This is a genomic window from Aurantimonas sp. Leaf443, assembly GCF_001425575.1.
Classification (GTDB): domain Bacteria; phylum Pseudomonadota; class Alphaproteobacteria; order Rhizobiales; family Rhizobiaceae; genus Leaf443.
Genome location: NZ_LMRD01000002.1, coordinates 67,348 through 78,930, shown reverse-complemented (window position 1 = coordinate 78,930; position 11,583 = coordinate 67,348). Strand labels below are relative to the sequence as shown.

9 protein-coding genes and 2 pseudogenes are annotated in these 11,583 nt (G+C 71.9%); 6 read left to right on the top strand and 5 right to left on the bottom strand.

What is annotated here, in order from left to right; genetic code table 11:
- Positions 1-31: 31 nt before the first annotated feature.
- Genes ASG48_RS03940 through ASG48_RS03925 form a run of 4 tightly spaced genes read right to left on the bottom strand, consistent with a single transcriptional unit; the run spans position 32 to position 5,157 of the window.
- Complete coding sequence (locus ASG48_RS03940; protein ID WP_055845629.1) at positions 32-616, bottom strand: sarcosine oxidase subunit gamma family protein; 585 nt, start codon at positions 614-616, stop codon at positions 32-34.
- The gene (locus ASG48_RS03935) at positions 609-3,596 is read right to left on the bottom strand and encodes a sarcosine oxidase subunit alpha family protein (RefSeq protein ID WP_055845626.1); all 2,988 of its coding nucleotides are present in this window, start codon (positions 3,594-3,596) and stop codon (positions 609-611) included. Before ASG48_RS03935 ends, ASG48_RS03940 begins: the two co-directional genes overlap by 8 nt.
- Before the next feature lie 11 nt (positions 3,597-3,607).
- A complete protein-coding gene (locus ASG48_RS03930) occupies positions 3,608-3,892 on the bottom strand; it encodes a sarcosine oxidase subunit delta (protein WP_055845623.1) in 285 nt (94 codons plus the stop codon).
- Positions 3,893-3,903: 11 nt separating this feature from the next.
- Positions 3,904-5,157, bottom strand: a complete 1,254-nt coding sequence (locus ASG48_RS03925; RefSeq protein ID WP_055845621.1) for a sarcosine oxidase subunit beta family protein — start codon at positions 5,155-5,157, stop codon at positions 3,904-3,906.
- Between the two features lie 150 nt (positions 5,158-5,307).
- Here ASG48_RS03925 and ASG48_RS03920 point away from each other — a divergent pair, with 150 nt between their 5' ends.
- Positions 5,308-6,333: a GlxA family transcriptional regulator gene (locus ASG48_RS03920; protein WP_055845817.1), complete on the top strand. Its 1,026-nt coding sequence runs from the start codon at positions 5,308-5,310 to the stop codon at positions 6,331-6,333.
- A 9-nt stretch (positions 6,334-6,342) separates the two neighbouring features.
- On the opposite strand, the pseudogene ASG48_RS18715 reads toward ASG48_RS03920, so the two are convergent.
- A pseudogene (locus tag ASG48_RS18715) lies at positions 6,343-6,459 on the bottom strand (ornithine cyclodeaminase); the annotation flags it as partial.
- Here ASG48_RS18715 and ASG48_RS03915 point away from each other — a divergent pair.
- The 5 genes and pseudogenes from ASG48_RS03915 to ASG48_RS03895 all read left to right on the top strand — a co-directional run.
- A pseudogene (locus tag ASG48_RS03915) lies at positions 6,456-6,791 on the top strand (Lrp/AsnC family transcriptional regulator); the annotation flags it as partial. The pseudogenes ASG48_RS18715 and ASG48_RS03915 overlap by 4 nt on opposite strands.
- Before the next feature lie 383 nt (positions 6,792-7,174).
- The gene (locus ASG48_RS17815; RefSeq protein WP_082529227.1) at positions 7,175-8,278 is read left to right on the top strand and encodes a tlde1 domain-containing protein; all 1,104 of its coding nucleotides are present in this window, start codon (positions 7,175-7,177) and stop codon (positions 8,276-8,278) included.
- A gap of 103 nt (positions 8,279-8,381) precedes the next feature.
- Positions 8,382-8,849: an SRPBCC family protein gene (locus tag ASG48_RS03905; RefSeq protein WP_055845618.1), complete on the top strand. Its 468-nt coding sequence runs from the start codon at positions 8,382-8,384 to the stop codon at positions 8,847-8,849.
- 355 nt (positions 8,850-9,204) lie between these two features.
- On the top strand, positions 9,205-10,305 hold the full coding sequence (locus ASG48_RS03900) for a LacI family DNA-binding transcriptional regulator (protein WP_055845615.1): 1,101 nt from the start codon (positions 9,205-9,207) through the stop codon (positions 10,303-10,305).
- A 122-nt stretch (positions 10,306-10,427) separates the two neighbouring features.
- The gene (locus tag ASG48_RS03895) at positions 10,428-11,492 is read left to right on the top strand and encodes a sugar ABC transporter substrate-binding protein (RefSeq protein ID WP_055845612.1); all 1,065 of its coding nucleotides are present in this window, start codon (positions 10,428-10,430) and stop codon (positions 11,490-11,492) included.
- Positions 11,493-11,583: the final 91 nt, after the last annotated feature.

Sequence of the window (11,583 nt, the reverse complement as noted above, 5' to 3'; positions counted from 1 at the left end):
CCCGCATTCTACTATGTGTCTGATATCGAAGTCAGTCCCGGACGTGGCCGGGGCCGAAATCCCTGGCGGCGTCCGCCAGGAAGGCCTGGACGTAGGGCGCGAAGGAGCGCCAGGCGGTGATGCGGAACGTGTCGGCGCCGGTGCGCGCCAGGACGATGTCGGACTTGCCGAGGAGCGTGCGCGTCGCCGAACCGACGGGAAAGGCCGCGGGCGACAGGTCGATCGGGCAGCCGGCATTGACGACGGCCGCCGCATCCGGCCCGGCGACCTCGAAGGAGACGTCGCGATGCGAGACGTCGACCAGCGAATGGGGCGCCCCGCCCATCGCGGCGGCCACCGCCTCCATCGCCTCCTCGCACTCGCCGGCCGGGCAGACCAGCACCCATTCGTCCGGGCCGACCTTCAGCGCGGCGCGCTCGCCGGCGAGCGTGCGCGTGTTCATCGCCCCGCTCAGGGGAAAGCCCGCGACATCGGCGCGGCCGGCGAGCGCCTTCGCCCTGGCGCGAAACGAGAGCCGCCCTTCCGGGGGCAGCGGCGTCACGCCGACCGAGGCGCCCGGCGTCTCGGGCAGGGGCACGACGGCGGACGTGCGGCGGAGGAGGTTGAACTCAAGCATCGGTCTTCTCCCCGGTCGGCTGCAGGAACACGGACGGGGCGACGACGGCCTGCGTGAAGCCGGTCGGCGTCGTCACGTGCAGCGTCTGCCCCATGCGCGCCTGCCCGTCGGCGAGCATGGCCATGGCGATGGAGCGGCCGCAATTGGCCGAGTGGTAGCTCGACGTCACATGGCCGAGCATGGTCATCGGGATGGCCTCTGCGGGATCGGCGACGATCTGCGCGCCCTCCTCCAGCACCTCGGCCGGGTCGGCGGCGAGAAGGCCGACGAGCTGCTTGCGCCCCCTGGCGACCATGTCGGGCCGCGCCAGAGAGCGCTTGCCGACGAAATCCGGCTTCGCCTTGGAGACGAGACCGGACAGGCCGATATCCTCGGGAATGTTGGTGCCGTCCGTCTCCTGGCCGACGACGACATAGCCCATCTCGGCGCGCAGGACATGCATGGATTCGGTGCCGTAGGGCACGAGGCCGAAGGCCTGGCCCGCCTCGAAGAGCGTCTTCCAGACCTCCAGCCCGTAATCGGCGGGCACGTTGATCTCGAAGCCCAGCTCGCCCGTGAAGGAGACGCGGAAGAGGCGCGTCGGCACGCCGCAGACGAAGCCGGTGCGCACGGTCATGTGCGGGAAGGCGGCGTCCGAGAGGTCGATGTCGCTGACGAAGGGCGCCAGAACCTTGCGCGCGTTCGGCCCCTGCAGCGCGATCACCGCATAGTGCTCGGTGATCGAGGTCAGGAAGACGTCGAGGTCCGGCCACTCGGTCTGGAGATAGTCCTCCATGTGGCGCAGGACTCGCGGCGCGCCGCCCGAGGTCGTGGTGACGTGGAAGCGGTCCTCGGCAAGGCGCGCGACGACGCCGTCGTCGTAGACGAAGCCGTCCTCGCGCAGCATAAGCCCGTAGCGGCAACCGCCCGGCTTCAGCTTGGCCCAGGCATTGGTGTAGATGCGGTTCATGAACTCGGCCGCGTCCGGCCCCACGACCTCGATCTTGCCGAGCGTGGACGCGTCGAACATGCCGACGGTGCGGCGCACGGCAAGGCACTCGCGGTCGACGGCGGCCTGCATCGTCTCGCCGGCCTTCGGGAAGTAGCGCGCCCGGCGCCACTGGCCGACCGGCTCGAACACGGCCCCTTGCGCCTCTGCCCACGGATCGATCGGCGTCTTGCGCACCGGCTCGAAGAGGGCGCCGCGCGCCGGGCCGACCAGCGCGCCGAAGGTGACGGGCGTGTAGGGCGGGCGGAAGGTCGTGGTGCCGACCGAGGGCAGCGGGCGGTCGAGAAGGCCGGCGACGAGGCCCATCGCGTTCATGTTCGACGTCTTGCCCTGGTCCGTCGCCATGCCCGTCGTGGTGTAGCGCTTGACGTGCTCGATCGACTCGAAGCCCTCGCGCACGGCGAGGCGGATGTCCTTGGCCGTCACGTCGTTCTGGAAGTCGACGAAGGCCTTGACCTTGGCGGGATCGGCGTCGGTCGGCAGGACGCGGACCGGCTGGAAGCCCGTGCGCGTCGGCGTCGCCTCGACGAAGGCCTCGCCGCCGCCGGCCTTAGCGCCGTCGGCGACGACGGCGGCGAGGTCGTAGATCCCGCGGCAGGCACCGGCCGAGACCTCCGCCTGCACCGACTGGCCGGGCACGAAGGCGTCGAGCGCGGCGTCGAAGGCGAGCTTGCCGCGCGACTGCGAGAAGAGATGGACCGAGGGCGTCCAGCCGCCGGACATGCCGACGCAGTCGCAGGGCAGCGTCGCATGGGCCCCGATGCGCCCGCCCGTCCCGATCGGCGCGACGACGAGGCCGGACACCCGCTTGGTGCCGGTCGCCCCGATGACCGTATGGCCGGCAAGGACCGCGATGCCCGCCTCCCGCGCGTCGCGCAGTTCCGGCCCGCAATCGGCCTCGAGGCGGATGTCGACGATGGTCACGTCGAGCCCGAGGCGCCTTGCGTCGAGCGCGGCCGTATAGGCGGAGGCGCCGCTGGTGGCGAAGACGATGCGCCGGCCGGGCGCGACCGCGTAGCGGTTGAGGAAGGCGCGCACGCTCTCGGCGAGCATGATGCCCGGCCGGTCGTTGTTCGCGAAGACGAGCGGGCGCTCGTGGGCGCCGCTCGCGATGACGACGCGGCCCGCGCGCACCTGCCAGAGCCGCTCGCGGGCAAGGCCGGGCGCCGCCTCGTCGCGATGGTCGGCGACGCGCTCGGTCATCACGACGTGGTTGTGATTGTAGTAGCCGAAGACGGTGGTGCGCGGCAGGAGCACGACGTTCTCGCGCGCGTCGAGCGCGGCGACCGCCTCGTTCACCCAGTCGAGCGCGGGGCGGCCGTCGATCGTGGAGGTCGCGTCGTTGAGGAGCGAGCCGCCGAAGGCGAAGCCCTCGTCGGCGAGGATGACGCGGGACGCCGGGTCGGCGGAGGCGGCGAGCGCGGCCGAGAGGCCGGCGGGGCCGGCGCCGACGACCAGGACGTCGCAATGGGCGTGGCGGTTGGCATAGCGGTCGGGGTCGGCCGTCTCGGGCGCGGTGCCGAGGCCCGCGGCGGCGCGGATGACCGGCTCGTAGACCTTGTCCCAGAAGCCCTTCGGCCACATGAAGGTCTTGTAGTAGAAGCCCGCCACGAAGACCGGCGACAGGAGGTCGTTGACCGCGCCGACGTCGAACTCGAGCGAGGGCCAGCGGTTCTGCGAGCGCGCCACGAGCCCGTCGCGCGCCTCCACGACGGAGGCGCGGTTGTTGGGGTCGCGGCGGCCGGGCCCGCCCGTCGCCCGCCAGTCGACGGACAGGAGCGCGCTCGGCTCGTCCGAGCCGTGCGAGAGGATGCCGCGCGGGCGGTGATACTTGAAGGAGCGGCCGGCCAGATGCGAGCCGGAGGCCAGGAGCATCGAGGCGATCGTGTCGCCGCGATAGCCGTGGAGCGTGCGCCCGTCGAACGTCACGGCGATCGGCTTCGACCGGTCGACGAGGCCGCCCCGCGGCAGTCGGAAGCTCTCTTGCGTCATGGTCGCCTGCCTCACGCCGTGGCCGGGACGGGGCGCGGCGCGCCCATCTCGTAGGTCTCGATGATCCTGTCGCTCACCGTGTCGCGCAGCGCGTTGAACCATCGGCCGCAGCCATGGCCGTGCAGCCAGCGCTCGGCATGCGGGCCGCGCGGGTTGGTGCGGTAGTAGAGGAACTCGGCCCAGGCCGCGTCCCCCATCTCGGCCGGCGCGTGGGGCCGCGCGATATGGGCCTCGCCGCCGCAATGGAACTCGGTCTCCGGGCGCTGGCCGCAATGGGGGCAACGGATGAGCAGCATGGCGGCCTCCCTCAGTGCGAGACGGCGGCGGCGGCCGCCTCGTCGATCAGCCGGCCGGTGCGGAACCGGTCGAGGCCGAAGGGCGCGTTGATCTTGTGCGGCTCGCCGGTGGCGAGCGTGTGGGCGAAGACATGGCCGGAGCCCGGCGTCGCCTTGAAGCCGCCGGTGCCCCAGCCGCAATTGACGAAGAGGCCGGGCACGGGCGTCTTGCCGATGATCGGCGAGCGGTCGGGCGTCACGTCCACGATGCCGCCCCAGGAGCGCAGCATGCGCATGCGGGTGAATTGCGGGAAGAGCTCGCAGATGGCGTCCAGCGTGTGGTTGGTGACGTGGATGCCGCCCTGCTGCGAATAGGAGACGTACTGGTCCGTGCCCGCGCCGATGACGAGCTCGCCCTTGTCGGACTGAGAGATATAGGCGTGGACGGCGTTCGACATGACGACGCAGGGAAAGCACGGCTTGACCGGCTCGGAGACGAGCGCCTGCAGCGGCACGCTCTCCAGCGGCATGCGCAGGCCGAACCGGTCCATCACGACGCTCGTGTTGCCGGCCGCCACCACGCCGACGCGGCCCGCGCCGATGAAGCCCCGGGTCGTCTCGACGCCGGCGACCGAGCCGTCGGCATGGCGCTTCAGGCCGAGGACCTCGCAGTTCTGGATGATGTCGACGCCGCGCGCGTCGGCGCCGCGCGCATAGCCCCAGGCCACCGCGTCGTGGCGGGCCGTGCCGCCGCGCCGCTGCAGCGCGCCGCCGAGCACGGGATAGCGGATGTCCTTCGACAGCGTCAGCGGCGGGCAGAAGGCCTGGCACTCCTCGGCGCTCAGCCATTCGTTGTCGATGCCGTTCAACCGGTTGGCATAGACGTGGCGCTTGAAGGAGACGATGTCGTGATGATTGTGCGCGAGCATGAGGACGCCGCGCTGGGAGAACATCACGTTGTAGTTCAGCGCCTGGCTGAGCCCCTCCCAGAGCTTCATCGCATGCTCGTAGAGCGCGGCGCTCTCGTCGAAGAGGTAGTTGGAGCGCACGATCGTCGTGTTGCGGCCGGTGTTGCCGCCGCCGATCCAGCCCTTCTCGAGCACCGCCACATTGGTGATGCCGTGGACGCTGGCGAGATAGTAGGCCGTCGCCAGACCGTGCCCGCCGCCGCCGACGATCACGGTGTCGTAGGCCTTCTTCGGCTCGGGATTGCGCCATTGGCGCTCCCAGCCGGCATGACCGTTGACGGCTTCCTTCAGGAGGCTCGCGAGGGAGAAGTGGCGCATAAAGGACCTCCTCGGCCGGATGCGCAAAGGTTATGCGCCCATCCCCGGGTGGCGCGCCCGTACAAAAGCGACGGCGAACGTGCTAGAAGCGACATGGCGCGCCAAGGCTCGGATCAGGGCCCGAAGCCGGCGCCCCTGCAGGAGGTGGAGATGAGCGCGACGTCCCCGTCCCGCGCCGACCGCGACAGGCGCCCGGCCGAGCTGCGCGTCGGCTTCCTCCCCGCGCACAATTTCACGCTGAGCGCCCTGTCGCTCTTCGTCGACGCGCTGCGGCTCGCCGCCGACGAGGGCGACCGCTCGCGCCCGATCCACTGTTCCTGGTCCGTCATGTCGGCCCGGCCCGAGCCGGTGCGCTCCAGCTGCGGCCTGCAGATCTTCCGCAACAGCCCGCTCGTCGATCCCGCCGCGTTCGACTATGTCGTCGTCGTCGGCGGCGTCCTGCATGCGGGCGAGCAGGTGGATCAGGCGGTGCTGGACTATCTGCGTCTGGCCGCCGCGCGCGGCATCACGCTGGTGGGCGTGTGCACCGGCTCCTTCATCCTCGCGCGCGCCGGCCTGATGCAGGGGCGGCGCTGCTGCGTCTCCTGGTACCATTGCGCCGATTTCGAGACGGAGTTTCCCGATCTCGTGCCCGACGCGGACCGGCTCTTCATCGAGGACCGCGACCGCATCACCTGCGCCGGCGGTTCGGGCGTCGCCGATCTCGCGGCCCATCTGATCGGGCGCCATGTCGGGCGGGCGGCGGCGCAGAAAAGCCTGCACGTCCTGCAGATGCGCGACGCGCGCGCCGGCACCGACGCCCAGCCCCATCGCGGACTGGAGGCGGCCGAGGACGAGCGGGTGCGCCGCGCGATCCTCCTCATGGAGCAGCATATCGCCGACCCGCTCGGCATCGACGCGATCGCCGGCAAGCTCCAGATCTCCTCCCGCCAACTGGAGCGCCTGTTCCACGAGGCGACGGGCCAGAGCCCGGCCAGCGCCTATCGCAGCCTGCGCCTGCACTTCGCCCGCGACCTCCTGGAGACGACGCGCAAGAGCGTGACGCAGGTGGCGCTGGAGGCGGGCTTCAGCGACGGCTCGCATTTCGCGCGCCAGTTCCGCAGCTTCTTCGGCGGGCCGCCGCGCTCCGTGCGCCGGACCCCAGCGCCCGCACCGACCGAGGGCGCCGCCGCCTGAACCGAACCGTCAGGCCGCCGCGCGCTGCGCCTCGCGCAGGAACATGCCGAAAAGGTCGCGCGGCTCGTCCGGGTCGGCGAGGAGGTCGGGATCCTCGAAGAGCCCGGTGCCGTCGAGACGGGCGCGCGCGCATCGAGCGAATGGAGAAGCGCGGCGACATCGTCGGCCACACGGTCGTCCTTCGCGCGGACGCCGTCTGCGCGCCCGTGCGGGGCCTCACCATGGTGGAGGTGGAGGGGCGCAGGCTCGACCGCGGGGTGGACGCGCTCGTCGGCTTTCCGCAGATCGGCGCCGTGCCCACGGCCAACGGCAAGCGGGACCTGATCCTCGAGATCTCCGCGCAGAGCCTGACCGATCTCGACGCGGTGCTGCGGCGGCTGCGCTCCGTGCCGGGCATCGCGGCCTCCGAGACCAATCTCTTCCTCGCCACCCCGCGCAGCACGAGGGCGCGGCTGTGACGAGGGCGGCCTGAGGCGACGCCCGTCCCGCAAGGCCCATGCCGGGGCGCCACGCAAACGCGTCGCGCCGCGATGGCAGGCTCGGCCGGCGCAGGCGGCTTCGTCCCGGCCCGGCACGGCCTCCATCCTCAGCTTTTGGTAACCATAAGCCCGCATCATGACCGCAGCCGGCCATCGCACCCGCATCCTTTCGCGGGAGCGCCCGGCCTGACCGATGAACGCGGCGGAGCGGCTCGACGATCATGACTGAGCGCCAGACCACGAAGCCGCGTCGCGCGGGACCATCGACGCCCGCCCGGCCCGCCCGCGGGACGCGTTGGCCGCATTGGCCCCGGGCGGCCGCGATCCTCGCCGGTCTTGGAACCCTCGCCTGCCTCGCCACGATGACGCCGGTCCACGACGCCCGTCTGGCGCAGGCCCCGATCCCGGCGCGCGGACCCGCAGAGGCGGCGCAGGCGACGGCGATGCGCGTCGTCACGCCGCCCGCCCCGACGCCCCGCGCGGCGCCCGCAGCCGCACGGCCAGGCGCGGCGTCCCTCGCCGAACGCGGCCGCCGCCCCGCGGGTCCGTCCGCGCCGGCCCCGCGCGAGGCGAGCCGTCTCCTGGCCTCGGCATGGCTCGGCACGCGGGCGGGTTTCGCGCCGGCCGGGTCCGTCCCCGCCCCGCAGGCGGCCGGAACGCTCGTCGCCCGCGCGCCGATCGCGCCCGCCGGTGAAACGACGATGCTCGCAGCTCTTCCGAGCAGCGCAGACGCCGCGGCCGTCGTCGAAGGCGCGCCTGCCGCCGTAGCGTCCGCGCCGCGCGGGATCGCGCGGGCGGCACTGGAGCGCGAGGTCGAGCGCGAACTTGCGGTCGCCGTGCCGACACCGGCCCTTCGCCCCGCCCGCCGCGCGCCCGCCGCGCCGGCGATCGTGCGCCGCAACCGCGCGCCGGCCGCCCTCCTCGCCTATGCCCGTCCCGATGCCGGAGCGCTCGGCGGCGGCGGGGGACGCTCGCTGATGGACCGCTTTCCGCTGACGCCCGCCCCGGGGCCGGCGCCCGCTCCCGCGCCCGCCCCGAAATTCGGCGCCGGCACCGCGATCTACGACATCGCCGCCTCCACCGTTTACCTGCCGAACGGCGAGCGGCTGGAAGCCCATTCGGGCCTCGGTCCGATGCGCGACGACGTGCGCTACGTGCGTCACCGCAATCGCGGCCCGACGCCGCCGCACACCTACAATCTCGCCATGCGCGAGAGCCTCTTCCATGGCGTCGAGGCGATCCGCCTTCATCCGGTCGGCGGCGCGAGCCGGATCCACAACCGGGTCGGACTGCTCGCCCACACCTACCTTCTCGGCCCCCGCGGCGACTCCAATGGCTGCGTCTCCTTCAAGGACTACAAGCGCTTCCTCGCGGCCTTCAAGCGCGGCGAGATCAAGCGCCTCGTCGTGGTCGCCAGCCTGAAGAAGTCGTCCTCGCTGATGAGCGGCCTGTTCCGCCGCCGTTGAGGGCGGGGAAGAGGCCTTCCCAGCCGCAGGCGGCCTGTCGCGCCCTCTTCCCGGCGCATTTCTCTGTTGCGCTCGGCGACCGCGGCGAACGGGAGCGACTTCGGTGTCGGACGATCCACTCGTGCTCAGCGTCACGCGCCTGATCGAGGCGCCGGTGCCCGTCGTCTGGCGCGTCGCGACGCAGCGCCTGGCCGAATGGTGGTGCCCGAAGCCCTGGCGCGTCGAGATCGTCGAGCAGGACTGGCGGGCCGGAGGGCGCAGCGCCGTGGTCATGCACGGGCCGGCGGGCGAGGCGATGCCGCAGGAGGGCGTCTTCCTGGAGGTCACGCCCGAGCGCCGCTTCGTCTTCACGGACGCGTTCCGGGTGGGCTGGGTCCCGCAGACGCCCTTCATGGTCGGCACGATGGAATTCGCCGACGAGGGCGGGCGGACGCGCTACACGGGATCGGCCCGGCACTGGACCGGGGAGGACCGCGACCGGCACGCCGCGATGGGGTTCGAGCCCGGCTGGTCGGCCGTCGCCGCGCAGCTCGCGGACCTCGCGGAATCTGCGGCGCGCGAACGCTCCTGATACCGCCGCGCGCTCGAAATGACGTCTCCTGCCATTCGCCGCGCGGCGCCCGAGAGCCGTTCGGCCACGTATGAACGGGCCCGAAGGGCCGGTTCCTAGGGGGGGCTGGTCTGACGGCCGTCCGGCACGCCGCGACCGACGCCTGAACGCACGGTCGCCGGACGTTGTCTCGCGGCCTATCGGGGAACGCCCTCCGATCTCCCCCGATGGCCGCTGGGTCTTCTCACGGACGCTGCGACAGTCGTCAGCATCAAAAAAACCCCTCCACCCTTGCCGATCCCGCTTGCCAGCGACCCGCGCGCCGAGTAAAACGATTTTCAGTAAATCGTTTTACGACGTTGGGAGGCGTCGCGCGATGGCCAAGAGCCGCATCTCGATCAAGGACGTCTGCGCGCTGGCCGGCGTTTCCGCGGCCACCGTCTCCAACGTCTTCAGCGGCCGCAAGCCTGTCAACGAGGCGCTTCAGAAGCGCGTGCGCGAGGCCGCCGCCACGCTCGGCTACCAACCCGACCGCGCCGCCTCGCAACTGCGCTCCGGCCGCACCAACGTCGTCGCGGTTCTGGTGCCGGACCTCACCGACGCCTTCTTCGCCACGCTCGTCACCCGGTTCGAGGCGCTCGCGCAGGCCGAGGGCTACGACGTGATCGTGGCGAGCTCGCGCGACAACCCGGCGATCGAGGCCTCGCGGCTCGACGCTCTTCTCGCCTGGCGCCTCGCCGGCGTCATCGCCGTTCCCTGCTCGAACGAGGTGCCCGACGCGCTCGTCGCGGAGGCCGCGCGCATGCCCGTCGTGCTCGTCGACCGCGTCGCCGTGCCGTCGGCGGTCGCCGACACGGTGACGATCGACAATCGCGACGCCGGCGAGGTCGCCGCCCGCCACCTCGTCGAGCACGGCCACCGCGACATCGTGCTCGCCGCCTCGCGGCTCGACATCCTGCCGATCGCAGAGCGCGTGGAGGCGGCGGCCGAGCACATCCGGCGCGAGACCGGCTGCCGGGCGACCGTTCTGGAACTCGGCACGGACGTGGAGAAGGGCGCATCGGTCTTCGCGCGCTGGCTGGAGCGCCATCCCGTGCCGGACGCGGTGATGGCGACGACCAACGTCACGACGCTCAGCGTCCTGTCCGCCTTCGCGCAGTTCCGCATCGCCGTGCCCGACCGCGCCTCCATCGTCGCCTTCGACGACTACGCCTGGATGAGCGCGCGCAACACCGGCCTCACCGCCATCCGCCAGCCGCTGGAGGAGATCGCCCAGGCCGCCTGGGCCCGGCTGCGCTTCCGGATGGAGGCGAACGCCCCCGCTCCGCCGCTCTCCACCGTCCTCGACGCGGGGCTCGTCGTGCGCTCCTCGGTGAGCCACAGGCCGCCCCGCCCGCCGGCCCGGCCCGAGGCGGCCGGCATGGCGGGCGAGGCGCCGGACGAGGCGGCGCAGGAGACGGGTCCGCGCGTGCATTGAGGCGCGCCGGCAGGATGGCTCGTCGCGCCGGGGAGGACCGGGCCGCGCCGGGCGATGCGTCGCCGATCCCCACCGGTCGCAGACGCGCAGACGACACGAGAACCCAACGGGAGGACTTCCACATGATCCGCAGGACACAGATGACGACCGGCCTCGCCGCCCTGGCGCTCGGCCTCTTCGCCGGCGGCGCGGCCTTCGCCCAGTCGAGCGATCTCGAGGGCACCGTCGCCTTCCTGATGCCCGACCAGGCGTCGACCCGCTACGAGCAGCACGACTTTCCCGGCTTCAAGGCCGAAATGGAGAAGCTCTGCCCCAAATGCACGGTGATCTATCAGAACGCCGATGCCGACGCCTCGCAGCAGCAGCAGCAGTTCAATTCGGTGATCTCGCAGGGGGCCAAGGTCATCGTGCTCGACCCCGTCGATTCCACCGCCGCCGCCTCGCTGGTCAAGCTCGCCGAGAGCCAGGAGGTCAAGGTCATCGCCTATGACCGCCCGATTCCGAGCGTGCCGGCCGCCTATTACGTCTCCTTCGACAATACCGGCATCGGCAAGGCCATCACCGACTCGCTCGTCGCCCATCTGAAGGCAAAGGGCGTGCCGACCACGGAAGGCGGCGTCCTGGAGATCAACGGCTCGCCGACGGACGCGGCCGCCGGCCTCATCCGCGACGGCATCCATGCCGGCCTGAAGGACAGCGGCTACAAGACGCTGTCGGAATACGACACGCCGGAATGGGCCCCGCCCAAGGCGCAGGAATGGACGAGCGGCCAGATCACGCGCTTCGGCGCCGACATCAAGGGCGTGGTCGCGGCCAATGACGGCACGGCCGGCGGCGCGATCGCGGCCTTCAAGGCGGCCGGCGTCGATCCCGTGCCCCCCGTCACCGGCAACGACGCGACGATCGCCGGCCTTCAGCTGATCATCGCGGGCGACCAGTACAACACGATCTCCAAGCCGAGCGAGATCGTCGCCGCCGCCGCCGCCAGGGTCGCCGTGCAGCTTCTGGAGGGCAAGACGCCCGAGCCCAAGACCACGCTCTACGACACGCCCTCGGAACTCTTCATCCCGAAGGTCATCACGGCCGAGAATCTCAAGGCCGAGATCATCGACACCAAGATCAACACGGCCGCCGAACTGTGCACCGGCCGCTATGCCGAAGGCTGCAAGGCGCTCGGCATCCAGTAAGGGCGCAGCGCGTCCGGCGGCGCACCGCCGCCGGACCGACCGCCGCGATCCGGGCCCGGGGACGGGCCGCCCGCCTCGACCGGCGGCGCGT

Coding starts and splice junctions, on each gene's coding strand:
- ASG48_RS03940 (WP_055845629.1), bottom strand. CDS start 616: ATGCTTGAGTTCAACCTCCTCCGCCGCACGTCCGCCGTCGTGCCCCTG.
- ASG48_RS03935 (WP_055845626.1), bottom strand. CDS start 3,596: ATGACGCAAGAGAGCTTCCGACTGCCGCGGGGCGGCCTCGTCGACCGG.
- ASG48_RS03930 (WP_055845623.1), bottom strand. CDS start 3,892: ATGCTGCTCATCCGTTGCCCCCATTGCGGCCAGCGCCCGGAGACCGAG.
- ASG48_RS03925 (WP_055845621.1), bottom strand. CDS start 5,157: ATGCGCCACTTCTCCCTCGCGAGCCTCCTGAAGGAAGCCGTCAACGGT.
- ASG48_RS03920 (WP_055845817.1), top strand. CDS start 5,308: ATGAGCGCGACGTCCCCGTCCCGCGCCGACCGCGACAGGCGCCCGGCC.
- ASG48_RS17815 (WP_082529227.1), top strand. CDS start 7,175: ATGACGCCGGTCCACGACGCCCGTCTGGCGCAGGCCCCGATCCCGGCG.
- ASG48_RS03900 (WP_055845615.1), top strand. CDS start 9,205: ATGGCCAAGAGCCGCATCTCGATCAAGGACGTCTGCGCGCTGGCCGGC.
- ASG48_RS03895 (WP_055845612.1), top strand. CDS start 10,428: ATGATCCGCAGGACACAGATGACGACCGGCCTCGCCGCCCTGGCGCTC.